This window comes from Bradyrhizobium sp. AS23.2 (assembly GCF_001908185.1).
GTDB lineage: Bacteria > Pseudomonadota > Alphaproteobacteria > Rhizobiales > Xanthobacteraceae > Bradyrhizobium.
The window spans coordinates 25,350-49,237 of the sequence record NZ_LGHM01000129.1 but is presented as its reverse complement, the minus strand read 5'-3'; the positions used below and the strand labels follow the sequence as shown (position 1 = coordinate 49,237).

General features: G+C 60.7%; 23 protein-coding genes and 2 pseudogenes. 14 read left to right on the top strand and 11 right to left on the bottom strand.

What is annotated here, in order from left to right:
- Window position 1 precedes the first annotated feature (1 nt).
- The 7 genes from AC630_RS26875 (at window position 2) to AC630_RS44290 (ending at window position 6,742) form a co-directional block, all read left to right on the top strand.
- Window positions 2-1,006 (top strand): branched-chain amino acid ABC transporter permease, encoded by a 1,005-nt coding sequence (locus AC630_RS26875; protein WP_074121477.1) that lies wholly within the window; start codon window positions 2-4, stop codon window positions 1,004-1,006.
- Complete coding sequence (locus tag AC630_RS26870; protein ID WP_074121475.1) at window positions 1,003-1,776, top strand: ABC transporter ATP-binding protein; 774 nt, start codon at window positions 1,003-1,005, stop codon at window positions 1,774-1,776. The genes AC630_RS26875 and AC630_RS26870 overlap by 4 nt, the downstream gene beginning before the upstream one ends.
- Window positions 1,773-2,498, top strand: a complete 726-nt coding sequence (locus tag AC630_RS26865) for an ABC transporter ATP-binding protein (protein ID WP_074121473.1) — start codon at window positions 1,773-1,775, stop codon at window positions 2,496-2,498. The genes AC630_RS26870 and AC630_RS26865 overlap by 4 nt, the downstream gene beginning before the upstream one ends.
- Window positions 2,499-2,600: 102 nt before the next feature.
- Window positions 2,601-3,698: a hypothetical protein gene (locus tag AC630_RS26860; RefSeq protein ID WP_143198339.1), complete on the top strand. Its 1,098-nt coding sequence runs from the start codon at window positions 2,601-2,603 to the stop codon at window positions 3,696-3,698.
- A 12-nt stretch (window positions 3,699-3,710) separates the two neighbouring features.
- Window positions 3,711-4,091, top strand: a complete 381-nt coding sequence (locus tag AC630_RS26855) for a cupredoxin domain-containing protein (RefSeq protein WP_143198338.1) — start codon at window positions 3,711-3,713, stop codon at window positions 4,089-4,091.
- Window positions 4,092-4,152: 61 nt separating this feature from the next.
- A complete protein-coding gene (locus AC630_RS26850; RefSeq protein WP_143198337.1) occupies window positions 4,153-6,096 on the top strand; it encodes a hypothetical protein in 1,944 nt (647 codons plus the stop codon).
- On the top strand, window positions 6,029-6,742 hold the full coding sequence (locus tag AC630_RS44290) for a hypothetical protein (protein ID WP_143198336.1): 714 nt from the start codon (window positions 6,029-6,031) through the stop codon (window positions 6,740-6,742). Before AC630_RS26850 ends, AC630_RS44290 begins: the two co-directional genes overlap by 68 nt.
- Here AC630_RS44290 and AC630_RS46345 read toward each other — a convergent pair.
- From AC630_RS46345 to AC630_RS26820, 7 genes and pseudogenes are all read right to left on the bottom strand, one after another.
- Window positions 6,658-7,530: an ABC transporter permease gene (locus AC630_RS46345; protein WP_245330532.1), complete on the bottom strand. Its 873-nt coding sequence runs from the start codon at window positions 7,528-7,530 to the stop codon at window positions 6,658-6,660. The genes AC630_RS44290 and AC630_RS46345 overlap by 85 nt on opposite strands.
- A gap of 73 nt (window positions 7,531-7,603) precedes the next feature.
- A complete protein-coding gene (locus AC630_RS26840) occupies window positions 7,604-8,749 on the bottom strand; it encodes an ABC transporter permease (RefSeq protein ID WP_143198335.1) in 1,146 nt (381 codons plus the stop codon).
- 66 nt (window positions 8,750-8,815) lie between these two features.
- Complete coding sequence (locus tag AC630_RS42975; RefSeq protein ID WP_083636405.1) at window positions 8,816-9,142, bottom strand: hypothetical protein; 327 nt, start codon at window positions 9,140-9,142, stop codon at window positions 8,816-8,818.
- 2 nt (window positions 9,143-9,144) lie between these two features.
- On the bottom strand, window positions 9,145-10,425 hold the full coding sequence (locus AC630_RS26835) for an ABC transporter substrate-binding protein (protein WP_083636404.1): 1,281 nt from the start codon (window positions 10,423-10,425) through the stop codon (window positions 9,145-9,147).
- A gap of 76 nt (window positions 10,426-10,501) precedes the next feature.
- Window positions 10,502-11,497 (bottom strand): ABC transporter ATP-binding protein, encoded by a 996-nt coding sequence (locus AC630_RS26830; RefSeq protein WP_074121463.1) that lies wholly within the window; start codon window positions 11,495-11,497, stop codon window positions 10,502-10,504.
- Window positions 11,494-12,495 (bottom strand): annotated as a pseudogene (locus AC630_RS26825) (ABC transporter ATP-binding protein). Before AC630_RS26825 ends, AC630_RS26830 begins: the two are co-directional and overlap by 4 nt.
- A 765-nt stretch (window positions 12,496-13,260) precedes the next feature.
- Window positions 13,261-13,617, bottom strand: coding sequence for an Mth938-like domain-containing protein (locus AC630_RS26820; RefSeq protein WP_074121493.1), 357 nt, complete (start codon window positions 13,615-13,617; stop codon window positions 13,261-13,263).
- A gap of 622 nt (window positions 13,618-14,239) precedes the next feature.
- Between AC630_RS26820 and AC630_RS26815 the strand changes: the two genes are divergently transcribed.
- Genes AC630_RS26815 through AC630_RS48105 form a run of 3 tightly spaced genes read left to right on the top strand, consistent with a single transcriptional unit; the run spans window position 14,240 to window position 15,390 of the window.
- The gene (locus AC630_RS26815) at window positions 14,240-14,629 is read left to right on the top strand and encodes a hypothetical protein (protein ID WP_074121492.1); all 390 of its coding nucleotides are present in this window, start codon (window positions 14,240-14,242) and stop codon (window positions 14,627-14,629) included.
- Window positions 14,630-14,676: 47 nt separating this feature from the next.
- Entirely contained in the window at window positions 14,677-15,153 is a 477-nt protein-coding gene (locus AC630_RS26810; protein ID WP_208867052.1) for an SAM-dependent chlorinase/fluorinase, read from the top strand.
- Window positions 15,154-15,390, top strand: a complete 237-nt coding sequence (locus AC630_RS48105) for an SAM hydroxide adenosyltransferase (RefSeq protein ID WP_349539332.1) — start codon at window positions 15,154-15,156, stop codon at window positions 15,388-15,390.
- A 904-nt stretch (window positions 15,391-16,294) separates the two neighbouring features.
- On the opposite strand, the gene AC630_RS26805 is transcribed toward AC630_RS48105, so the two are convergent.
- Window positions 16,295-16,993, bottom strand: a complete 699-nt coding sequence (locus tag AC630_RS26805) for an IS6 family transposase (RefSeq protein ID WP_074121491.1) — start codon at window positions 16,991-16,993, stop codon at window positions 16,295-16,297.
- A gap of 325 nt (window positions 16,994-17,318) precedes the next feature.
- Here AC630_RS26805 and AC630_RS26800 point away from each other — a divergent pair, with 325 nt between their 5' ends.
- Window positions 17,319-17,543 carry a hypothetical protein gene (locus AC630_RS26800; RefSeq protein ID WP_074121461.1) on the top strand — a complete coding sequence of 75 codons (225 nt, stop codon included), beginning with the start codon at window positions 17,319-17,321 and terminating at the stop codon, window positions 17,541-17,543.
- Here AC630_RS26800 and AC630_RS26795 read toward each other — a convergent pair.
- The gene (locus AC630_RS26795) at window positions 17,540-18,154 is read right to left on the bottom strand and encodes a hypothetical protein (protein WP_245330531.1); all 615 of its coding nucleotides are present in this window, start codon (window positions 18,152-18,154) and stop codon (window positions 17,540-17,542) included. The two genes, AC630_RS26800 and AC630_RS26795, sit on opposite strands and share 4 nt — an antisense overlap.
- 474 nt (window positions 18,155-18,628) lie before the next feature.
- Between AC630_RS26795 and AC630_RS44285 the strand changes: the two genes are divergently transcribed.
- Complete coding sequence (locus AC630_RS44285) at window positions 18,629-18,880, top strand: hypothetical protein (protein WP_143198334.1); 252 nt, start codon at window positions 18,629-18,631, stop codon at window positions 18,878-18,880.
- A 530-nt stretch (window positions 18,881-19,410) separates the two neighbouring features.
- Here AC630_RS44285 and AC630_RS26790 read toward each other — a convergent pair.
- Entirely contained in the window at window positions 19,411-20,685 is a 1,275-nt protein-coding gene (locus tag AC630_RS26790) for a helix-turn-helix transcriptional regulator (protein ID WP_245330530.1), read from the bottom strand.
- Between the two features lie 68 nt (window positions 20,686-20,753).
- Window positions 20,754-21,272 carry an SRPBCC family protein gene (locus AC630_RS26785; RefSeq protein ID WP_074121458.1) on the bottom strand — a complete coding sequence of 173 codons (519 nt, stop codon included), beginning with the start codon at window positions 21,270-21,272 and terminating at the stop codon, window positions 20,754-20,756.
- A gap of 229 nt (window positions 21,273-21,501) precedes the next feature.
- On the opposite strand from AC630_RS26785, the gene AC630_RS26780 reads away from it, so the two are divergent.
- Together AC630_RS26780 and AC630_RS26775 are read left to right on the top strand one after the other, a co-directional pair.
- Entirely contained in the window at window positions 21,502-22,200 is a 699-nt protein-coding gene (locus AC630_RS26780) for a winged helix-turn-helix transcriptional regulator (RefSeq protein ID WP_074121456.1), read from the top strand.
- A gap of 158 nt (window positions 22,201-22,358) precedes the next feature.
- Window positions 22,359-22,780 (top strand): annotated as a pseudogene (locus AC630_RS26775) (GFA family protein).
- The last annotated feature ends 1,108 nt before the right edge of the window (window positions 22,781-23,888 follow it).

Sequence of the window (23,888 nt, the reverse complement as noted above, 5' to 3'; positions counted from 1 at the left end):
GATGGAGAGGACAGCAGCCACTGCCACCTCGATTTGGCGAATCACCATCGGCGCCGCAATCGCTCTCGTGATCCTTGCCGTCCTGCCGCAGCTCGTCGATCCCTATCAAACGGTACTGCTGACCTACGGTCTGATCATGGCCATAGCCGCACTCGGCTTCAATCTGCTGCTCGGCTACACCGGCCTTTTGTCATTCGGCCATTCCGCCTATTTCGGCGCCGGCGCCTATTTGGTGGCCTTCATCATGCGAGATTTCGGCGCGCACTCCATGGAGCTGTGCATCGTTGGCGGAATGCTTGGCACGCTGATCATTGCTGCGACTTTCGGATTCGTCTGCGTGCGGCACACACGCATCTTCTTCGGCATCCTGACACTTGCGTTGTCGCAGGTTCTCTGGAGCCTTGCCTTCAAGTTCTTCTGGGTGACGGGCGGCACCGACGGCATTCGCGTACCCTATGCCAATCTCACGCTGCTCGGCGGCCTGGTCGATTTCAAGGGGTCGGGCTCGTTCCAGCGTTTCATCTATGCCTATTATTACTATGTCCTCGCGCTGTTTGCCGTCTCCACGATCATCATGTGGGTGATCGCGCACTCACCGTTCGGCAAGGCGCTGCAGGCGATCCGTGACAACGAAACGCGCGCGCGATTCGTCGGCATCTCTGTGCGGCGGTATCGCTGGATTGCTTTCATGATTTCCGGGACTCTTACGGGACTTGCCGGGATTCTGTGGGTTCCGCTCAACGGTCTCACCACGCCCGACATTCTCTATTGGCCATTCTCCGGCGAGATCGTGTTCATGACCGTGCTCGGCGGATTCCGCTCCTTCACCGGTCCGATCGTCGGTGCGATAGCCTTCAACTACCTGAAGACATACGCGATCGCCAGCACCGAATATTGGCAGCTTTTGCTTGGCGTCGTGCTTGTCATTCTGGTCATGGCGCTACCCGCCGGCATTGTCGGAACGACCGCGCGGCTCGCCGCAAAGCTCAGGAGAAGAACGAAATGACTCTCCTGGAGACGGTCAACCTGAGGAAATATTTCGGCGACACGCATGCCGTCGATGATGTCAACCTGACCATTGCGGAAGGCGAGTTCATTTCCCTGGTCGGCCCCAACGGGGCCGGAAAGACTTCGCTTTGCAACGTCATCAGCGCCCATCTCGTTCCCGATTCCGGAAAAATCATCTTCAAGGGTACGGACGTGACCCGTTCATCCGTGATCGAGCGAGTGAAGGCTGGCATCGCGCGCAGCTTCCAGCTGGTCAACCTGTTCGACGATCTGACGGCCTTCGACAACGTCGCACTGGCGATCTTTTCGCGCGACGGCAAGATCCGGAATATGGCTGCGCTCGCCGACCGCGACCGCGAGGTCGCCATCGAGGCCGACGCGATCCTCGATCAGTTCGGACTCGCCGGCAAGCGCAATGAGCCGGCGCGGGGTCTCGCGCAAGGCGAACGCAAACTGCTGGATGTGGCGCTCGCTTACGCACTGCGGCCGACGCTCTTGTTTCTCGACGAGCCGACGAGCGGGGTGAGCACGCGCGAGAAGGACCAGATCATGGACGTCATCGCCTCGGTCGTGCGTCGCGAAGGGATCACGGCCGCGATCATCGAACACGATATGGATATTGTCTTCAAGTATTCCAATCGAATAGTCGTGATGCACCAAGGGGCGATCCTCGCCCAAGGCACGCCGGACGCCATCAGAAGCAACGACGAGGTTGCGATGATCCTGCTCGGCTCCGCGGGACCGGACGCCTTTTCACGAAAGGAATGATCGTGCTGGAGGTCAAGGCGATCCACACCTACCGCGGCCGCGCTCACATCCTCAACGGCGTTTCGCTGCGCGTGGACAAACAGGAGGTCGTGTGCCTGGTCGGGCGTAACGGCGCCGGCAAGACCACGACGATCGAGAGCATTATGGGCTTCCTGCCACTGCAGGGCGGCAAGATCGTATTTGACGATGAGGACTTGACGAGGCTTGCCCCGCATGAACGCGCCAAGCGCGGAATCGGCTATTCGCCGGAGGATTGCGGCATCTTCCCGGAACTATCCGTCGACGACAATCTGATGATCAGCCGCTGGCTCGGCGATGAAGTGTCACGCCGACGCGACGGGGCTGTACGCCCAGACCCACGGACGCAGGCTTTCGGGGTCTTTCCCGAAGTTCGGGACCTGCTGCAACGCCAAGGCCTGCATCTGAGCGGCGGTCAGCGCAAGATGGTTGCGATCGCACGCGCGATGATGTTGTCACCGTCCCTCCTCCTGCTCGACGAGGCATTCGAGGGATTGGCGCCGGTCGTGATCAATCGATTCACGGAGGCTGTCATGAAGATCAAGGCGATGGGCGTTTCTATTCTGCTGGCAGAATCACATCTCGCCGCCGCATCCCGTATCTGCGATCGACTCTATGTGATCGATCGGGGCGAGATCATTTTCCATGGTTCGCCGAAGGAAGCGCGCGCCGATGAGAGGGTTGTGAAAGCGTTGCGCGGATGAAGCGCATCGTCGCACGCGCGTGCACGATGCCGACTACAGTTCTGCGGGGACTGCTTTATGAGACGCTGCCTCACGCTTGGATTGCTGTTGTCGACCCTGACTGTGACCGCGGCAGTGCGGGGTGGTCACGAATTGCCGGTCTATCCATCTTATTATCCGCACGAGATCGAGGTTTGGACCGTTGCCCCTGACGCCGCGGAACGCCTGCTGCAACAATCCAAGATCCATGCCTATCTCGGAAACGACCTCCACCTTTCTGGCTCAGCGCCGGATCTGATCACCGCCGTGGAATCGCTCGGCTCGTTGGTAATCGTCCGCATCAACCCACAATCGTCATATGCTAAAGAGAATACGACCGCCTGCGCGGTCGCGCATGCCGTTGCCCGAAAACTCAGCTCGAATAATCCGGATGTGATCCTGCATCCCTATCCGATCACGCCGCTGCACGGGGACTATTTGTACCATGTCGATCTCGCGGAAGCCGCGAAACGACGCTTGCTTTCCGACACCCCGGTTGAGCCAACAACCGGGAATCTGAAGGTGAAGGCGGCCGGCGCTGCCGCCGAACGCTTGCTCCACGCCGAGAAAGCGACGCAGGAATCGGACTGGGACGTTGAAATCAAGGAAACCAGCTTGGCGGAACTCACTGACTCGGCAATGACCGTGATCAACGGCTGGCTAGTGCCGCCAGTGGCCAGAAGCGGATGGTACCAGGCCTATCTCGCCCTGCGCGACGCAATCGACGTCGGAACAAGAGAGAGCGTGGAGGTTGACCTGCAACGGATCCAGTCAGGCGATTTCAACGACCCCGTCGATCACATCAATCTGGAGCGGGCGGTTGTGACAGCCCTGGTCAACGACTGCCGTCAAGTGGTCGTCGGCTACACGCTCAAGCGCGAATATTTCAATTCCGAATTCTCGGCCGGGATCGAGAACATCGCCTTCGATTCCCTTACAGGCCTCAACGCCGCAATCTTCCTTCGCACGGTCAAGCTGAAGGACTTTCCCTGGAACGGTTGGCTGCGCGTCGGAATCGACGCCCGACCGGCGTCGGCCTGGAATCCGATCACGGGCTTTTCCGACAAATTCGGGCGACTGCTGTGGTCCGCCGTCGCAGACCCGGCGCTATTGCCGTCGCCCTATGACCAGGCGTGGATGGCCAATCGGATCACTGAGGTTCAGACTTCGCCATCACGATGAGGAATTGCAGCGATGCCTTGCAGCGCAATTTTTCGCACATGTCTCATTGGCGCAGTGCTCGCTTGGGCAATCAGAGCGGCGCTCATCGGAGCCAGCGCCGCGGAGCTGGCATTCGACCTCCATATCGAACGGGGCCGGGTGGCAGAGAACATGTCAGTCATCCGGGTCAAGCAGGGAGACGTCGTCAGGCTTCGATGGAGCACGGATCGATCAATCATCCTGCATCTGCACGGTTATGACATTGAAAGGAAGATCGAGCCCGGCTCGATCGGCGTGATGGAATTCACCGCGGACGTCACAGGGCGGTTTCCTGTAGAAGTCCATCGGTCGTCCGAGGGCGGCGGCCATTCTCACGGGGACGCTCCACTTGTTCGTATCGAGGTCTACCCGTAGGAACGTTCGTCAACGCTTGATAGCGGCTGGATGCTGGCCGTTAGCGGCTGCGGCCGTGCTCGTGAGCTTCACCCCAGCCACGGCGCACGGCTTCGGCCAGCGTTATGACCTCCCCCTGCCGCTGCCTCTTTATCTCTTAGGCGCCGCGGCCGCGGTGGTGCTCTCCTTCGTGATCGTCGGCCTGTTCGTGCACAGCGCACCGCCGACGCGCCCCCATTCACGTAGCGATTTGTTCGATTATCCGCTCGGAAGAGCCGTCGCGGCGGCGTTGGGCGTTCCGCTCAGGCTGAGCGCTCTGGTCCTGTTTGCTGCGATGCTGCTGGCGGGTTTTCTCGGCGATCAAAATCCTTACCGCAATCTCGCTCCGACCCTCGTCTGGATCATTGCCTGGGTCGGCCTCGCCTATATTTCGGCCTTCGTCGGAAATATCTGGCCGCTCATCAATCCATTGCGGACTATCTTCGACGGGGTGGAGGCGGCGTACAGGCACATTTGCGGCCGCAATCTTGCGCTCGACAAACCGTATCCCCACGTACTCGGTGTCTGGCCCGCCGTGCTCTTGCTGCTGGCCTTCTCCTGGACCGAGCTCGTCTATCCGACGCCTGCCGTGCCGTCACACATCGCCACCTTCGCACTCGGCTATTCCGTGCTGACCTGGACCGGCATGTTCGTGTTCGGCAGCGAGACCTGGCTGCGGCACGGCGAGCTCTTCACTGTCGTATTCGGCACCTTCGCCCGCTTCGCGCCAACGGAGATACGCACCAACCCGCCGAAACCACAATTCTTGCTGCGACGATTTGGAACGGGCTTGACCTATCGCGATCAGGTTTCGCCATCGATGATGGCGCTGGTTCTGCTGCTCCTGTCGAGTGTTCTTTACGATGGCCTCATCGCGACTCCCGAATGGTCGGTCGTAGAATCCGCGGTCATCGCGCGCTTATCTGATGTCGCCGAACTCGGCCCGATGGCAGTACGAAGCATCGGCCTGGTTGCGTTCTGGCTCCTGTTCCTGTCGGCCTATTGGATGGTGAGCATCATCATGAGTGCGGCGACGCAGTGGCAATTTTCGCCACGGCAGACCGCCCAGAGCTTCGCCCTCACGCTAATCCCAATCGCGCTTGGCTACCACGTTGCGCATTACCTCGTATACCTTCTGGTCCAGGGGCAATACATCGTTCCGCTGCTCTCCGATCCCTTCGGCTACGGCTGGAATCTGTTCGGGACCGCGAGTTACCGCCCAAACATTGCAATCGTCGGTGCTCGCTTTGCCTGGTACACGGCGGTCGGGGCCGTTCTTCTCGGGCACATCGCCGCAGTTTATCTCGCGCATGTGCAGGCGATGCAGACATTTGCCGCGCGCAAGCTCGCGTTGGCCTCTCAGATCCCGCTCACGGCGCTCATGGTGGTCTACACCTGCGTCAGTCTGTCGATCCTGGCCGAGCCGATCGTCGAGCGCAGCAGGCCATCCGCGCAACCATCGGCGGTGGCGGAAAATAAGATTGCGATACCCGCGGACGCGGTACTGCCTGATGCAGATAGCGGCCGGCTCCAGGCCATCGGTCCCGGCCAATTCGCCAGGACAAAATTGGTCTATCGTCTGCTCGGCTCCGCGTTCCACGATGGGACGAAGATGACGGCAGCCGATCTGCTCTACCCCTACATCCTTGCATATCGCTGGGGCATTCGTGGCGACGGCCGCGAGACCCATTACGATCAATCAATCGATACAGCGACCGCGCCGATACGCCGCCAGCTTGCCGGCTTGCGGGTCGTGGCCACCGACACCGCGTCCAAATCCTTCAGGGTCGGCGACGTCGATTTCCTCCGTGAAGTATTCACCATCGAGGTCTATACGACCAGCACCTCGATGAGCCCGGAGCGAGAGGCGTTGCCGGCCCCCCCCTTGGAGTACGCTGCCCTGGCATCTTCTTGTTCTGATGGAAGAAGCAGTCGAGCGAAACTGGGCGGCATTTTCGCAGACGGAAGCCATTCGCCGCGGCGTTGAATGGCTGGATCTCGTCCGATCACAACCGCTGAACGCGCGGTTCGCGGCATTGGCCGAGAGCTTCGAGCGTGAAGGCTACCGACCCGAAACCTTGCGCCAGCTGGTCAGCGTCGACGAAGCACGTCGGCGATGGGCGGCGCTCGCCGCGTTCTACAAGGCCAATGGCCATTTTCTAGTGACCAACGGGCCCTATCAGCTCAAAAGCTGGTCGCATGACAGCGTGATGCTCTCTGCGTTCAGGGATTTGAGCTACCCGCTGGGCGTGGGCTCCTATGACTCTTACGCGATCCCACGTCGCGGATTTATCACTGCAGTGGACTCGATGGGTGATAGGATCCGAATATCGGGCGACGTCGAAGTGATCGACAAGTTTCAGCGCAGGTATCGCCTCACGCGCATGCCGATTTCATCCATACCGCTGGATGCACTGAAACGAACACCCCCGGAATGTCGGTTCGTGGTCGTCAACGATCAAAGGCATGTAGTGCTAGCCGGCGCTGTCCCTCTCGGCGAAAGCTCCTCGTTCCAATTCGATTTCAAGAACCGGTTGCCGGTCGGCCGTTACACGATGTTCGCAACCATTACGCTCAACGGCAATGTCATGAATGCCGATATTCGCGAGATACCGATCGTCGTTTCCCCCTGATAGACAAGAGAACGACGGTTAGACCAAAACAGGCTGAGCCGCGGGCGTCGATTTACGGAACTTCCACATCTTCGACTTTGCCATCGATGGCGTCGTGATTTCGGAAGATTGCCGCCCGATCGGCGATCGCACAGCTTGGGATCCAGGGCATCGCGGAGCGCGTCGCCGAACAAACTGAAGCCGAAAACGGTGAGCGCGATCGCAAGACCCGGAAAGACGGCGATCCACGGCGCCGTCGAGGCGTATTCCTCGGCGCCTCCCTGCAACATCAGGCCCCACGCCGCCGTCGGCTCCTGCACGCCGAGCCCAAGATAGGACAGCGACGCCTCCGCCAGAATCGCCTGGCCGACGAATGCAGTCAGCATGATCAGGAACGGCGCGAGCACGTTCGGCACCATGTGGCGAAGTATTATACGCGCGTGGCCGAAGCCGCAGGCGCGCGCGGCATCGATATAAGGGACCTCACGGATCGCAAGTGCGCTGGAGCGCACGACCCGCGCGCAACGGGGGATGAGCGGAATTGTGATCGCCACGATCACGTTGTAGACCCCGCTGCCGAAGATAGCGATGACGGCGAGGGCCATGATGATCAGCGGGAAGGCCATCACCACGTCCATAACGCGCTGCAGGACGAGGTCGAGGCGGCCGCCGAAATAGGCGCTTGCCACGCCGAGCACGAGACCGGCGACGCCCCCGACGATCGCGCATGAGAACCCCACGATCAAGGCGGTGCGCGCGCCGAAAACGATGCGGGAGAACAGGTCGCGGCCAAACTGATCGGTGCCCATGAGGTGCGCCCAGCTCGGCGGTTCCGTCATGGCGGCGAAGTCGTTCGATGTCGGATTGTAGGGTGCGATCCAATCAGCCGCGAGGTCGGCGACTGCCATCACCAGCACCAACACTCGGCCGACCGTCCCGAGCGGCTGGCGGCGGCAAAAGCCGATGATGCCTTCGCGCGACGGGCGCAGGCCCTCCGCCGCGGTGTCGACGGCAGGAACGTAGGGCGCGAGATCGACCATGGTACGAGCTCCCACTCTTTAGCCGTAGCGGATCCGCGGATCGAGCCATGCAGAGCAGATCGACCACGAGATTGACGAACACGAAGACCGCGACCGTGAGCATCACGAGGGCCTGCGTCAGGGTATAGTCCTGGTTCTGGACGGCCAGCACGAACAGGCGGCCGACGCCATTGAGATTGAACACCTGTTCGGTCACCACGAGCCCGCCGATCAGGAAGGCGAACTCGATGCCGATCAAGGTCACGACCGGCAGCAGGGCGTTCTTGAGCGCGCGCCGGTTGATGATGAGCCGTTCGACCAGACCCTTCGCGCGGGCGGTCCGGATATAATCCTCGCGCAAGACCTCGAGCATCGCAGAGCGCGTCATCCGCATGGTGACAGCGGCGTAGCGGTAACCGACCGTAAGCGCCGGCAGGATGACCATCGACAGGTTGCGAAGCGGATCCTGCCAGAACGGGACGTAGTCGATCGGGGGCATCCAGGGCGCGCCGAATATTGCATGCGAGATATCGAGAACGGCCAGGATGGAGACGATTCCGAGCCAGAACGACGGCGTTGCTATGCCCGCGATGGCGGTGGTGCGGACCACGTGGTCGATCCAGCTGTTCTGCTTCAACGCTGAGATGATCCCGAGCGGGACTGAGATGACGATGGCAACTACTGTCGCCATCACGGCGATCTCTAGCGAGATCGGCAAGCGCGCCGCGATCTCTTCGGCGACGGGCTTGCCCGACCACATCGAGATGCCGAAGTCGAGGCGAAAGAAGCCCCACACAAAGTCCAGGAACTGTAGGACTAGCGCACGATCGAGTCCGAGCTCGGCGTGACAAAGCGCGACAGCGCGCGGGTCGACGCTTCCGCCACCGGAGCTGAGACGGACCACGCAGATGTCTCCCGGGATGAGGCGCATCAGCACGAACACAAGTGCCGCCGCTCCGACCAGCGTCGGGATCACGAGAAGCACCCGGTTCACGATATACCGGTACATCCTATGCGTCCGATCCTGACCGCGCCGTGATGCCAGTCAGCGGTTGTCGACCAGCATCGCGGCGGCCTACTTGTCGAGCCACACGTTGGCCAAGTCCTGATTGAGGTAATGGCTCGGACTGATCTTCCAGCCCTTCACATACGACCGGGCGGGGATAATGCGATTCCACCACGGCGTCATCAGCATGTGCACCTGGGTGTCGAGAACGTATTTTTCGAACTCGCGGAGCATCGCTCGCTGCTTGACGGTATCGGTCTCGTGAAGAAGCGCCTGATAGAGGGCAACCTCCTTATCGTCGTCGTAGTTGCCGTAGTTCTCGGCATAGACCGAGTGCGGCAAGAACTTGCCGATGTCCAGAAGCGGGTTCACCACGCTCTGACAGTTGAAGTCCACGGTTACATCGAATGTGCCGTGACGCAGCGCTCGAAGAACGGACCGGTCGGCAGCACGCGCTGCGTGACCTCCAGTCCGACCTTGCTCCACTCGTCGATCAGCCAGGTGGCGACATACTTGTAGGGCTGGTCGACGTTTCGGTTCATCAGCTCGAATTTGAGTCCTTCGGCCCCTGCCTCCTTGAGCAGGCGCTTGGCCTCCTCGCGCGATTTCCCGATATCCGGCCAGAACCCGGCCAACGTCTGCAGCTCCTCCTTGGTCGCTGCCAGCGGCGATCCCGGAAAAACGATGCCGGCGACCGTATGCACGGTGGCGATCTTGGCGAGCGCCGGCGCGCCGTGCCAGCTGTCGATTGCCAGTGCAAGCGCCCGGCGGACCCGCACGTCGTCGAACGGCTTCCGCTTGTGGTTGGGAGTCACCAGGTTGCCGCAGTTCCAGTCGCTCGTCTGAACGGTGATCTTGTCGCCGAGCTCGCGCACGAGCTCGTCGCGCGCCGAAGGCGGCAGGCCGCGGAACTCCATGGCGGCGCGGTCGGCGCGGATCGCGTCGACCCGCACGGCCTGCTTGGCCGCGAAGATGCCGATAAATCCGTCGAGATAAGGCTGTCCTTGGTGATAATAGTCGGGATTGCGTACCCCCTTGATCGACTGTCCGATTTCGTAGCCGGCGAACTTGAACGGGCCGGAGCCCATGATGTTCTTCTCGAACCAGCGTGGATCCTTGTCGAGGATCTCCTTCTTGTAGATCCAAGCGAAGGGATCGGCGAGCGAGGGCAGAAACGCGTTCGTCGCGAACTTCAGTCGGAACACCACGGTGGTCGCATCACGCGCCTCGACCTTGTCGACCATGATGAAGTAGCTCTCGCGTGCGCTCGATTCGCCCTCGCGGGGATGGACGATCTCCTGCCAGCTCACCGCAACGTCCGCAGCCGTGAGCGGCGAGCCGTCGTGGAATTTCACGCCCTCCCGGATCTTGAAGGTGTAGGTCTTGCCGCCGTCGGTCGGCGTCGGCATCTCGGTGCAAAGATCGCAGACGAAATCGATGGTCGACGACGGATTGTCCGGATTGACCCTGATCAGCACGCTGTAGAATGGTGCAGCCGCGTGCACAGTCGCATAGGTAGTCTCGCGGTGACCGTCGAAACTCGGCGGAGCGTCCGCCGGGATCATGAAGGTCAGTATCCCGCCGCGCTTCGGGGTGTCGGCAGCCGCAGGGGCGGCCACGTTCGCGATGCAAAGAGCAGCGCCAAGACCGGCTGCCGCCAGTCCTAATTTCCTGATCATTTGCTTCCTCCTTTTCCTTCCCCCCTTTGTTATTGGGATGGATTCCGTAGAGCCATCCGCCACAGATGGACCGAATCTAACGCACCTCGCTGCAGGCCACCCAGTGGCCGGGGCGCACCTCCCGCAGTTGCGGGCGGATCCGGCTGCAGCTAGAGACCGAGATCGGGCAGCGCGGATGAAACGCGCAGCCCGAAGGCGGATTGATCGGGCTCGGTACCTCCCCCTTCACGGGTCGGAACCTGCGACCGGCCTCGACGCTCGGATCCGGCACCGGCACGGCCTCGAGAAGCGCCCGGGTGTAGGGATGCAGCGCGTTGTCGAACAGCTCGTCGCAATCCGCGAGCTCGACGATGCGGCCGAGATACATCACCGCCACGCGCTGGCAGAGATGCCGCACCAGCGAGAGATCGTGCGCGATGAACAGATAGGTGAGGCGGAAGCGCTCGCGCAGATCCTCGAGAAGGTTGACGATCTGCGCCTGGATCGACACGTCGAGGGCGGATACGGCCTCATCGCAGATGATGAATTCGGGATTGAGCCCGAGAGCGCGCGCGATCCCGACGCGCTGGCGCTGGCCGCCCGACATCTCGTGCGGGTAGCGATCGGCAAAATTCGAACTGAGGCCGCAGATCGCGAGCAGCTCGCGCACCCGGGCCGCGCGGCGCGCCGCATCGGGCTCGATGCCATGTACCTTCATCGGCTCGGCGATGATGTCGCCAACCTTCATGCGCGGATTGAGCGAGCTGTATGGATCCTGGAAGATGACTTGGATGCGGCGCCTCAGGGCCTGGAGCTGCTTGTGCTTGAGCCTGGTGAGGTCGACGCCGTCATAGAGGATCTCGCCGGCGGTCGGCCGCTCGAGCAACAGAATGCACCGGCCGGTCGTCGTCTTGCCGCAACCACTCTCACCCACCAGCCCCAGCGTCTCCCCCCGGCGAAGCGTGAAGTCGACGCCATCGACCGCCCGCACCTCACCCACCGCGCGGCGCGCGAGGACGCCCTCGGTGACCGGGAAGAGCTTCTGCAACCCCTTCACCTCGAGCAGCGTCGGAGGGGTTGCGGGCGCCGTCATGCCACCGCTCCGGCCGCCGCGACGATCTCCCCAGAGCGCAGGCACGCCGCGAGGTGGCCCGCCGGCCCTGCCGGCTCGAGCGGCGGCCGCACCCGAGCGCAGGCTTCCACGGCGAAGCGGCAACGCGGGCGGAATGCGCAGCCTTGGTCGAGGTGCGCGAGGTCTGGGGGCTGGCCGTTCACCGGGTCGAGGCGCCCTGGCGCGGGCGATCGAGCCGGGGCACCGACCGCAGCAATGCCATCGTGTAAGGATGGCGCGGGTCGTGGTAGATCGCCGCCGCCGGGCCGCTCTCGACGATTCGCCCCGCATACATGACGTTGACCCGCTTGGCGTAGCGCGCCACCACGCCGAGATTGTGCGTGATGATGATGAGCGCCACGTTGAGCCGGCGCGTCAGCCCGTTCATCAGTTCGAGTATCTGCGCCTGGATAGTCACGTCGAGCGCAGTCGTCGGCTCGTCCGCGATAATGAGCTTGGGATCACAGGCGATCGCGATCGCGATCATGACTCGCTGGCGCATGCCACCCGAGAGCTGGTGTGGATACTGCTTGAGGCGGCGGGCGGGATCGGCGATGCCGACCAGGCCCGAGGAGCTCGATGGCGCGCTTGTGCGCCGAAGCGGGATCGGCCTGGCGGTGCTGCTCAAGCGTCTCGGTGATCTGCCGGCCGATGGTGAGTACGGGATTCAATGACGTCATCGGCTCCTGAAAGATCATTCCGATGTCGCCGCCCCGCACTTCGCGCATTTGCGCGTCGGAGAACTGCATGAGGTCGCGGCCGGCGAACAGAATCTCGCCACGCGTGATCCGCCCAGGCGGATCCGGGATCAGGCGCAGAATTGACAGCGCCCCGACGGACTTGCCCGACCCGCTCTCGCCGACAATCGCGACTGTCTCGTCCTGTTCGACAGTGTAAGATATCCCGTCGACAGCGCGCACGACTCCCGCGCCGGTCCGGAATTCGGTATGCAAATCCTTGATCTGCAGGAGTGGTGCCAATACACCCTCCCGATGTTCCTCTGGAAGCTATTCTTTTTTATAAGGTTTTCGACATTGGTATCGGCCGCCGAAAGAGCTTTCAACGATGGCGCAAGGTCGCATCAGAAGGTCTGGCTAACGAGGTCGCCAACGAGGTGCCCTCGCTGTCGCGCGGAGCCTCCCGCCCGACTGGGACCACGTGAGCAAAGGCCCCAGCGTGACGCATTGAATCCTTCCCCCGCCGTTGCATACACAACAATGCTGGGGATTTGAGGGCCCAGCGAACCAACCCAACGCCGCCAAACGAAAATTGCGCGGCGTCGTGATTCAGCATCACGTCCGGGCAGCTCGCTCATTCATCGGAACTGCGGCGCTTAATAGATCGCGGCTCGCGCGGCGCCGGACGGATCGCGTCGACATCAAGTTCGATGCCCATACTACCCTTCACCTTGCGGCGGCCGCAAGGCGCTAGGTCGATCCACGGCGCGGCCGAACCGTGCTTCTAGCACCGCGGGCCGCCGCGCCTTTCGGGAAGCCGCCCACCCGTTCGCTCCTCCCGTGCGCCCCCCGGGGGGTTGAACCGCCCTCGCCGGCAGGCCCTCATCCAGGCACCTCGGCCAACCGCAGGCGCGCTTGGTAACGGCATGCGCGTGTTGCAGCGCGTTGGCATCGCTTCCAAAACGATGCGCGGGATGGCGAGGATGCCTTCGACGTCAAGTAGTCGACGGCTCACGCCATCGTCCACGTCGGCCATGACGCGGCTTCGCTCACGCGCAGGGCATTCTTTCAACAGGTCACGTGAAAGAGCCCGATCCTCTTTTCGCGCGACCGGTTGAACGTCTGGATCGCCTCGGGTGTCGGCTCCAAGAGAACCTTGCAGCCCTTTTTTTCGAAATAGGCTTCAGCTTCCGGCGATAGGCGCACGTGGTCCATCTGACCCGAGCCAATGACGACCTGGTCGCAGCCCTTCTCGAAGAGAAATTTTGCCTCGTCTTCTGAAAGCACGTGGGAAGTCCCATAGAGTCTCTTTGATAACTTCTTCTTCCGCTTCACAACTTCGCCGGAAAGACGAACAACCACGTCATGCTCATACGTCTTTCCGTCAATCGTAATCGCGCCAAATACCGTGCCATCGATCTTCATCGTGACCTCCTCATCAGACCCCCGCTCCAACGCGCAAGCAGTGAGGCGCCTCAACGCCGGCATCATCCGGGCTCACAGCCCTCCAGTCTGCCGATCCGGATCGGGACGCGCCGTCGCCCCAGCCGCCCGGGCGTGCCTCGAACAAGCACGGGATCGCGGTGGAGCAAATGCCGCAGCGGCCGTCGCTGGTAAGCCGCCAAGTAGTGATGTCATACCAGTCTCGGCCGATGATCCGCCCACCACAGCCTGGGCAGTACATGCTTTGGCATTCGTCGTGTGGATCGCTGGGCAAATCTCGTTTTTTGCCGACGACGGGCCGTGACGAAGAGTTGCGCCACGACGTCTAGCCGAGCCCGCCTGACGGCACGAGCGCCCAACTGCGCCGGCGCATTCTATTCCCGATCGGCGGAGACTGTAAGCCGAACCGTCGACAATCTCGGCCGTTGAGATCCAGGAGCGCTCCCGCCGCTGAGACATTATTGCTTCCCGACGCGGGCGACGCCCACTTCGGGCCAGTCACGCAAGCCTTCACCCCCGCATGCCGCCAGCCCGATTTCCGGCGCTCGGCCTGCAACTCGCGAGAGTGGAAGGAGATTGGTATGCTCGGACCGAGACCAAGCCGATGACAACCTCGAAAATGATCGCCGGCCTGATCGGCCCCACCCTTGTCGCAATCGCTGCCGGCATGCTGCTGAACATTGGCCTGTTCCCTACATTGACGGAGCAAGTTTCCCGTGACCCCGCGCTCATCTTTGTGTCTGGCATCCTCTTGTTCGTCGCTGGGCTTGCCATCGTGCGTGTTCACAATCGCTGGACGTACGGATGGCCGGTGCTCGTCACCGTCCTTGGTTGGCTTGCCGTCCTCGGCGGGCTTGCACGAATGCTTTTCCCAACCGGACTAGCCGCGATTGCCGCCGGAATTGGCCGGGCGACCGGCGTGATCATTGCGGCAGCCATCGTCCTCCTGGGGCTCGGCGCGCTACTCTCGTTCAAGGCCTACCGACGTGATTGAGCACGCTTGCGTGAGTCAAATCCACCGAGGTCCCACTGGGGCATAACATGATCGTGCTGTTCACGGATTTCGGGTTGCACGGCCCCTACACGGGTCAAATCAAGGCGGTGTTGCACCAAACGGCGCCGGGCGTCCCCGCCATCGACCTCTTCACCGATGCGCCGGTGGGCAATCCCAAGGCGTCGGCGTATCTCTTGGCAGTCTACGCAGCGGGGACTGTCTTTCTCTGCATCGTCGATCCCGGCGTCGGCGGGACGCGCCCGGCGATTGTGCTCGAGGCCGACGGCCGGTGGTATGTGGGCCCTGGCAACGGCCTGTTTGAGCTGGTCCAGCGCCGTGCCACAAAGACGCGCAGCTGGGACATCGACTGGAGGCCGGAGCACCTGTCGGCCAGCTTTCACGGGCGCGACCTCTTCGCGCCGGTTGCAGCCATGCTGGCGCGCGGCGAGCCGCAGCCCGGCCAGCGAGGGGATGACAGGGATCGCCGCGCAGACTGGCCGGATGACCTGTGCGAGATCGTTTAAGTGGACCATTTCGGCAACGCCATGACTGGGTTGAGGGCGGCCATGCTACCGCCAAACGCGAGGCTTGCCGCGGCGGGTCGGGTATTGGAGCGCGAGAGAACCTTCAGTGATCGGCCGCCAGGCTCAGCCTTCTGGTACGAGAACTCGAACGGGCTCGCCGAAATCGCCGTCAACCAGGGGCGCGCTGACCGCGATCTTGGTCTTTCGATCGGCATTCCGCTCGAGATCGTCGCCTAAATGAAGGCGGTTCCCTCACAACTTTGATCTGCGGCTATGGGCATGCCAAAAAAAACAGAGCTCGAGAACCGATTGGCCGAAGCCGCAAAGGCGCCGCGCCAAGCTGCCAGCGACCGTTAACAAGCAACTGGCCGATCAGACCCGCAAGATTCTCGGCAAGCACTACGCGAGTAAATATCGGGTACGGTAATCGCGATCGCTGCGCCTGGACAGTTCGCGCAACGACCGCGGCGACTTGAGTTGATCGCGAGCAAATGTGAACTGAAACACAGTCACGCTGAACGCTGAGTCCTAGGTTCAGCCATTCGCAACCTGTGGCACGAGAGGGAGCTATGAATTACAGCTCGTCCGTAGCTGAGCGCGCAATTCTGGCCATCAATCGCTTACTAAGCGTTGCGATGACATCCGCCTGGACATCCGCATTGCGCCATCAGCATGCATTGTCGCCGCAAGAGGAAGATTGCAGCGCTGATCACAGCTGTTCGTCGGAGGAGAAATCTTCTGCAGCGGATGATCAGCTACTTCATTGGGGACGCGGCGAGGCCCCAAGCGCACGGGGCAATGGGAAACCTCGCAGCACATCGTCCGTTTGGGCACGTCGTGACAATTTAATGCACAACGCCGCGCAAAATCGCAGAAGATCGTAGTCTGGCGTGCAAAATCGTACGATTGGTAGCGGGGGAGCGCTACCGCTTTTCCCCACACCACCCAAATCTGCGATATTTTCTCCGGTGGTCCGCCCAAAGTCTCCGATCCTGTCGGGCGACAGGTTCAAATCGGGGAGGCGCAACCACCGATACCGACATTCGGTTCAAGTTGCGATCTAACCAAGATGGCCCTTCCAAAGGGCTGTGTCGCAAATTTCCGATTTGAGCCGGAGACCGATAGGAATATTCACGGATTTTCACGCGGCGAGAATATCGAACTGCTCGGCGAGGGACGGATGCGGATTGAAGGCAAACCTCGCCTGTTGTTTGCGCATCATGTGCACCATTTCGATGCCGCCGAGAACAATGCGAACACTGTCCCTCGATTTGAAACCGAGCATCGGGCGCACTCGTCGCTTGATCGCGCGGTGATCCTGCTCGATGCGGTTGCTCAAGTAAAGACTCTGCCGGACACGGATTGGAGTCAGCCGTCGTCTCGATCGATCTTGCAAACGGTTTGTCTTATGGCAGGACACGATCGCCTCGCGGTTGGTTTGACTGCCGTCGATGACGATGCGTTCGGGACGTCCATGCCGCTTAAGGGCGTTGGTCAGGAAGCGCTTCGCGGCCGCCAGGTCGCGGCGTTCGCTGAACCAGAACTCGACCGTGTCGCCAGTGCTGTCGATTGCGCGATAGAGATACATCCATGCTCCGCGCACTTTGATGTAAGTTTCGTCCATATGCCATTTCAGGCCGACAGAACGCTTCTGCGGATTGAAGCGCTGAAGGAGCACTGCTGAGTAACGGATGACCCAGCGATGGACCGTGGCGTGATCGATGGCGATGCCGCGCTCGGCCATCATCTCTTCGAGATTGCGCAAGCTCAGTCCGTAAGCGAGATACCAGCGCACGCACAGCAAGATCAGCGAACGATCGAAATGGCGGCCTTTGAACATCATACACCTCCGAACTTTGCAGGATGTGTATGCGAAAGCAAGTTACCCGAACGTTTGCGACAGAACCGATTTGTTGGGCATACGTTCTCCGTTAGAGAACTGTCCCTAATTTCCCGTGTCTCACTTTTGGGGGGCACTCCAGTTTTCAGGGTGGACGCCGCGTCCGTCGGAGACAACCACTTCGGCGGTACCTCCAAGTCGTAGTCGAATAGCGAAGCATCGGTGCCGGCGCGCGCGGTGCTACAATCGAAGACCGCCAACCCGCCATCTTCGTAGACGAGATTGACAAGGCCGCGAACGCTCGATCAGAACAGCGACTGCGCAGGTGATCAGGATCACGATAATGATGGCGAGCCACATCGGAACGTCCGCGCCCTGGAGCGCGATGGCGCTGATCGCGCCCATCGCGAAGTCGCCTTGGGCGACGTTCGATACCGGTGACGTTATAGATGCAGGTGAAGCCGACGCCGATCAGGCCATAGATGCTGCCGACGACCCATCCACTGATGAGAAACTGCAACGCGTCGGAGATCCGCTCCTCCTAGGCTAGACCCGCGTCCAGGATTCGGAGAAGGCAAGGAAGGCCGTACTCTTCCGCGTGCCGGCAAAATCCCGCTGCACAACCTTGCCCGAAAGCGGTCGACCATTGATTGTGACTGAGCCATCGCCAGCATCTAGGAGCAGGCTGTACATCTGATGGATCTTGGTCGGTCCATTCTCCGCCGGCATGTCGACCGCATAGGGAGCGCCGAGCTTTTTCCAGGTCGCGACGACCTCCAACTCCCTGCTGCGGACGATCTCGGAATAGGTCGACAGCGTGCTACCCTCGCGCCGGCACTCGATCATAGACAGGTGGGCGACCGCCTGAATACCCGGAGAGACACGGAACGAGGCGAATTTTGAGAAGAACTCGTTGATCAAGTAGCGCGCCAGCGGTTCGTTGTCGCTTATGCAGACATTGGCAACCTCGGGATAACCCCGTGCAACGCCGGGCTCGTCGAGCACGACGATGCCGCTACCCATGCCGTACTCGGAATACATGATACGAAAGAAGCACATCAAACCGGTCCACGGACCATCCTGCGTGTCCTTCAGGTAGATACCCGGGTTCTCACCGGTCCAGGCCACTTTGCCGGGATGAATGGGACTTTTGGTCAACACGCATGCTTCTCCTTACTCTCTTGATCAGGCCGCAGCCTGCGGCGCGACGGACCGCTCATACTCCACCAGCATATTCCGCACTGGCGTCCCCCTCCTGGCGCTTGCGGGTTGGCTGGCACTTGCCGCGCCCGCCGTTGGGACCGAAGTGAACATTGGTGTAATTCTCTCATTGACAGGGCCCGTTGCGATCCGGATTCGCAACGCGAGCAATTTACGCTGAATAGGCCTTGGCGGCGGTAGCACTGCGTTGAAAACCTCGCGTCCTTCGATCAGAGGATGCGACGACCCCGAGCGCCACGTACCACGACCATCGCTGGCACTGCTATTTCCTTGAAACGGTCCGCTTGAGTGGACGAGCATCGCTTCATCCCCCGATTGACTGACGCGGCGGGCCAATTTTTACGGTTATGACCTGATGCAGCACATTGGTCTCGCCTGATGGTCATGCATGCAGATGGGCGGACAAATCAGAGAATGGCGATGAAGAACCATATGAAGCGAATCTCGATCGTTACGACGCTGGTGGCTGGCTTCGTGTTCATTGCGGCTACGAACGGAGCATTCGCGCGAGACAGCACCGGTACACGCCCCATCAGCACCGCCGCAGGAAAGCCTTTCAACATCAATGGCGGTACGGGCAAAGGCGTCGGCGGTGAGGCCAATGCCGGCTTGGGCGGCTCTGCCGGTGGAACTCCCCGCCCCAGTCGCCCTCATCGGCAATGGTAGCGCAGCGCAATGATCCGGAAATTCAGACGATATGGAATGATCCAGATTTGCGGGCACGGCGATGGAATATCTCGGCAATTGCCACACTGCCCCCTCCGATCGAAGGACGCGCACCCAGCCGACCGATGCTAGTGCAAACGTTGGGCGCAAACTCATCGGAAGGTACCTGAACCATGATCAAGATCCGAAGCATTGCAATTGTGTGTGCGATTGCCATCGGCGGAGGAGTAGCGGCTACCAGCGTCAATCCGGCACTTGCAATGACAGCCGCTCCGACCGGCCATTCAGCATTGAAGTCCACCATCGTACTGACCTCGACCGTCGTTCGGCATCCAGGCGGCAACATTGTGCGGCCGGTTATCCGCGATAGCGCTGGCCGGATCATCAATCGCCTTCCTGGGCGATCCTTAGGGCTGGGAAAACCGCGCAGGATGCAGTGCCTCAACTACAACGGCGCGAACAGGTGCAGGCCCATCTGACAGACGCGGTAAGTATCTCAGAAGGGCCCGCCGATAGTTGGCGTGCCCCCTTTAATCTGCCAACGGCGTGGAAAATCCAGCGACCAGCTTGACCAGATCGGCCTGGCGGCGAGTTCCGGTTTTTTCAAACAAGCGACCGACATGCGTCTTGACCGTGGTCTCCGCGACGCCGAGAGCAGCGGCAATTTCCGGAACACCGCCAACTTCGACGACGGCAAGCAATACGCGCAATTCGGTGGGCGTCAATTTATAGGTAACGCCGATAACTTCCGGAACCGATTGCGTTTCCAAGATGGCCTTGCGGACGAACAATGCAGCGACCGCCATATGGGCGACGCCCGCACGCAGAGGGGCGTCTGAGCTCAGCGGCAACAGGTGAGCGACGTAGCGCTCTCCATCGGGCGTCTGTAGTGGCAGCGCGATGCCATTGATACCAGGCGCGGCGTCGCCCGGGCCGACCATTGCGAAGGTGTCGCGCAAGATCTTGTTGATCTGTGCCTCGCCTGCGACGAGTTGGCCTTTCATTGACCGTAGCACGCGGCCTTCCCTGAGAAGGGCGTGCCCTGCGACGTTGGCGTGGACGATATGTCCTCTTCGATCGACGAGAAACATACCGGCGCTGAGTCCATTGAGGGTTTCGGCAAACGCCGCCGCCTCCGCGTGTTTAAGATCGATCGCCTTCGCGATCAGCGCTGCACGGCGAACGTGAGGGATGACAAGCGACATACGCCGTCGCATTTCGTTGTCGACCATACCGTCCGCCCTGCTCCGGACAACACTGAGAAAAACACAACGTGTCGCGGATTTCTCCAGCACGGCGCTTGCAACATCGATCCAACCCTGGGGCGCCGCCCATTCCTGATAGAAGCGCCCTTGGCAGTATTCCTGATAAGACACGAGATCCGGAAGACTAACGACTTGTCCCACGCCAGCAAGTGCCACTGCCGCAAGAGGGTCGAATTTCGAATATGTCTCGGAATAGAGCCGCATACTGTGCGGATCGATACCGAACTGATAATGGGCTTCCACGATTGCACTGCCAGGGCCCTTCAACGCAAGCGCGGCTGCCCGGCCGCCAACAAATTCCGCTATCTCCTCGAGAACAACGGTCCACATCGTCGGGTCGAGCGAGGCATCGTAAATGTCTGCTATCAGACGGGATGCTCTCTGATATTGGGGTATGCGCTCGCTCCCCGGCTCAAGTCGACCGGCCGGCGGGGACTTCGCAATGTCTTGAACGGCGTAAGCCAAGGCATTTTCTCCTTTCAAAGACGAGTCCAAAATGCTTGCGATCGAGCCATTCCGAAGTATCTCGCCGGCCGGCATCGAACATGAATCCGAGCCGAACCGGCAGAGATGAAAGCGATTGTCGAAAGCGGACGAGCCCGCCTCGTTTACTTCGCGAGTCTGGCTTTGATTTCGGCGAGACCGGCTTCATAGATGCCGTTCAACGCCTCGCTAGCCGCCGTTTCCTTGCCCTGGTCCGGGGTGTAGGAGCCGGTCCAGGTAACGGTGGAGGAGCCGTCACCCTTGGCCGTAACCTTGATCGTCGACGTGTAGTTCGTGACAGGCAACGGACTCGCTACAAATGCGTAAGAATAGCTATACTCTGCGTCATTGCGTGCGGTTTGCGTTTCCACGAATGCCGCCTTGCCATCCTTGGTCACGAGGGTCCGGGTCGGCCGCGCCTTGCCGTCCTCGATGCAGGCTCCCACGGGCGGCAACCAGTCCTTGATCGCGCAGAACGGACCAATCACGGACCATACGGCTGCTGGTGACCCTTTCACGTCCATGCTGCGCGACAGCGTTGCCGCTGAAGCGGCCGAGACGCCGAAAGTTAGAAGGACTGCGGTGCAAAACGCCGCGGACCGCATTATCGCCGGCACAATAGGTTCAATCGCGTGCTTTCTCATAGGAATTCCTCATCGGTTAGAAGCTGGAGCTGCGCTCGGCACTCATCAGTGGCAAGCGACGACAAGTGCAGCGCAGGTTTTCGGCGAGCCCAAGCCCGCGTCCGGCCAACTACCAATCCGCGTTGCGCGAGGCCAGTTCAGGAATTGAATCGAGGCCAGTACAGAAACTGAACTGGAAGCGCTTGCGTTTAAGCCGTAGGCTTCCCTGGTCATTTTGGCGGAGGAAAGCATGTCGGTAGGTAGCTACAAGCAATTCTGTCCGGTCGCGATGGCCGCGGAGATATTATGCACGCGCTGGACTGTGGTCTTGCTCCGCGAGCTCGTGGCCGGCTCAACGCGTTTCAATGAATTGCGTCGAGGCGTGCCACGGATGTCGCCGGCCCTGCTCTCGCAGCGGCTCAAGGATCTTGAACTGGCCGGGATTGTCGCCCGCACGGCCTCGACTTCGGATCCAGGCGTCTTCGAGTATCATCTGACAGCGTCCGGACGCGAACTCGGTCCCATCGTCGAGGCATTCGGCGTCTGGGGTCAACGCCGGATCGAAGCGGATTTATCGCTCAAGCATCTGGACGTCCAACTTCTGATGTGGGACATGCGACGAAATCTGAATACGACCCCTATGCCGCGAACTCGCAGCGTAATTGAGTTCGTTTACCCAGAGCTTTCGGCTACGCAGCGCTCCTGGTGGCTGATCGTTGATCCTCAAGACGGTGTCGATCTCTGTTCAGTTGATCCCGGCTTCGACGTCGACCTCTATGTGTCCGTCGATCTGCGCACCATGACTGCCATCTGGATGGGGCTTGATACGGTACGCGCTGCCATTGGAAGCGAACGGATGATGCTGACCGGAAACCGGCAACTTGCCTCGGCCATGCAGAGCTGGCTCGGCCTTAGTCCCTTTGCAAAAGAACAAAAGCTCGCGGGTTGAATGCGGGTAACGCTCTAGCACGCCGAAACGGGCGGCAATGAAGTTGATTTGGCTGTAACGGCTTTCGCATATTCGCGTCGAAGTACAGTTTGTGAACTGGAATCGTATCAAACTTCGCTGATATTCGGAGACTTCATCAACTTCGAAAGGGAAGAGACATGAGTCACGTTGGAGGCTGCTTTTGCGGCGCAGTTAAATTGGAAGTTACCGGATCGCCTGAAGGCATGGGCTATTGCCATTGCAATTCTTGCCGGTCGTAGTCGGGCGGGCCAGTCAATGCCTTCACTCTGTGGAAGCCTGACGCGGTGCGGGTCAAGTCAGGAGCCGAGCACGTTGCGACGTTCCAGAAGACGCGCTCAGCGAGCGTCAGTATTGCAACAAATGCGGCGGGCACCTCATGACCAACCATCCAATTCTAGGACTGGTGGACGTGTTCGCGGCGACGATCCCGACGCTTACCTTCACCCCCGGCGTTCACGTCAATTACGCTGAGACGGTTCTGCGCATGCGGGACGGACTCCCAAAGCTCAAGGATTTCCCGGCCGAGTTGGGTGGCTCCGGCGAGGTCGTCGCGGAATAAAGGCTGGCTCTTCGAACAGCGCCTGATCGGCCACCCCGCCGGTCAGGCTTTCGATCGCAAAATCTTACAGATGAAAATGCATTCAGCCGCAATTTCCTGATTGAGCGTGGACGATTTTTCGTTGGCGAAACATTCGCAAAATGCCGGGAAACTAGAATGCGCAGAGCCGTCATCCTTGCGCTCAGCGTCATGAGCGTTGAAGCCTCCACTCCGCTCGCGATCGCGGGAGCGACGACCTGCAAAGCCAAGTTTAGCACCTGCTATCAGGCCTCAAGCTTTGCTGCCGAGTCTGCGCAGCACTGCATTGCTGATCTCGCCAAATGCCAGGACGACGGAACCTCCGGTGTCGTTATCGGACCGGGCACTCTCCGTCCGGCTCCCAATGCCGGCGTGCCGCCGCTCCCGAAATAGGACCACCCGCTTCAGCCGCGAATGCGGCGCTCAAAGATACTTGAGCAGGTCAGAAAGCCCCTACCGGTGTCCGTTTCGTCGGAGCCGGAGCTTGAGCTCGGGCTCCGACGGTAGGTAGATCTATCCCCTCGCCAGGCACAATGCCCAGAGACGTTCGCTATCGCTACCGGCATGCAGTAGCGCTTTCCAGAACCACGCAAAGACGGATCCGCAATGCTTTGGTTCGCAGGGATCAATTTCGTCCACCTTGGTGTTGTTCTGAAGAACCACCCCGGTTTCGGTAGTCCAGATCGGTTTCACTGCCGTCTATCGCACGGGCGTTACGATGACTGGCGTCGTGCCCCCTCGGCGACTGCGGTCGCGATGAGAAGTGTACCAGCGACCACGATCGGCTCCGCGTCCTCCTCGGAGAACAATTGGATGAATGGTGTTCCTTGTCGGCACTGACCGCAAGGCGCGGCCTTCGGTGCCGGCAGCATCTGCTGCGAACGTACCGCCGGCGGCCACGGCCGGAACGGTCCCCGCCGCAATCATCGCGACGATGTGAATTGTGGCAACAAATTTTTTTGAAATATTCATCGAGTTTCCTTTCTGTCGGTCCGCAGATACTGCGCGCCTTGGCAAGGCGGTTGAGAGCGATTCATTGCCGTCCGCCTGTAGCATTCGGCAGCCCCGCAGAAATCCTCCGACTGGAGGA

What these genes read in the sequence shown, in the direction of transcription:
- AC630_RS26815 (WP_074121492.1), top strand. Translation starts at nt 14,240, where the DNA reads ATGACAACCTCGAAAATGATCGCCGGCCTGATCGGCCCCACCCTTGTC.
- AC630_RS26810 (WP_208867052.1), top strand. Translation starts at nt 14,677, where the DNA reads ATGATCGTGCTGTTCACGGATTTCGGGTTGCACGGCCCCTACACGGGT.
- AC630_RS26870 (WP_074121475.1), top strand. Translation starts at nt 1,003, where the DNA reads ATGACTCTCCTGGAGACGGTCAACCTGAGGAAATATTTCGGCGACACG.
- AC630_RS26790 (WP_245330530.1), bottom strand. Translation starts at nt 20,685, where the DNA reads ATGCCGGCCGGCGAGATACTTCGGAATGGCTCGATCGCAAGCATTTTG.
- AC630_RS26835 (WP_083636404.1), bottom strand. Translation starts at nt 10,425, where the DNA reads ATGATCAGGAAATTAGGACTGGCGGCAGCCGGTCTTGGCGCTGCTCTT.
- AC630_RS26865 (WP_074121473.1), top strand. Translation starts at nt 1,773, where the DNA reads ATGATCGTGCTGGAGGTCAAGGCGATCCACACCTACCGCGGCCGCGCT.
- AC630_RS26840 (WP_143198335.1), bottom strand. Translation starts at nt 8,749, where the DNA reads ATGTACCGGTATATCGTGAACCGGGTGCTTCTCGTGATCCCGACGCTG.
- AC630_RS44290 (WP_143198336.1), top strand. Translation starts at nt 6,029, where the DNA reads ATGGAAGAAGCAGTCGAGCGAAACTGGGCGGCATTTTCGCAGACGGAA.
- AC630_RS26805 (WP_074121491.1), bottom strand. Translation starts at nt 16,993, where the DNA reads ATGTTCAAAGGCCGCCATTTCGATCGTTCGCTGATCTTGCTGTGCGTG.
- AC630_RS46345 (WP_245330532.1), bottom strand. Translation starts at nt 7,530, where the DNA reads ATGGGCACCGATCAGTTTGGCCGCGACCTGTTCTCCCGCATCGTTTTC.
- AC630_RS26875 (WP_074121477.1), top strand. Translation starts at nt 2, where the DNA reads ATGGAGAGGACAGCAGCCACTGCCACCTCGATTTGGCGAATCACCATC.
- AC630_RS26780 (WP_074121456.1), top strand. Translation starts at nt 21,502, where the DNA reads ATGTCGGTAGGTAGCTACAAGCAATTCTGTCCGGTCGCGATGGCCGCG.
- AC630_RS44285 (WP_143198334.1), top strand. Translation starts at nt 18,629, where the DNA reads ATGGCGATGAAGAACCATATGAAGCGAATCTCGATCGTTACGACGCTG.
- AC630_RS26830 (WP_074121463.1), bottom strand. Translation starts at nt 11,497, where the DNA reads ATGACGGCGCCCGCAACCCCTCCGACGCTGCTCGAGGTGAAGGGGTTG.
- AC630_RS26855 (WP_143198338.1), top strand. Translation starts at nt 3,711, where the DNA reads ATGCCTTGCAGCGCAATTTTTCGCACATGTCTCATTGGCGCAGTGCTC.
- AC630_RS26785 (WP_074121458.1), bottom strand. Translation starts at nt 21,272, where the DNA reads ATGAGAAAGCACGCGATTGAACCTATTGTGCCGGCGATAATGCGGTCC.
- AC630_RS26820 (WP_074121493.1), bottom strand. Translation starts at nt 13,617, where the DNA reads ATGAAGATCGATGGCACGGTATTTGGCGCGATTACGATTGACGGAAAG.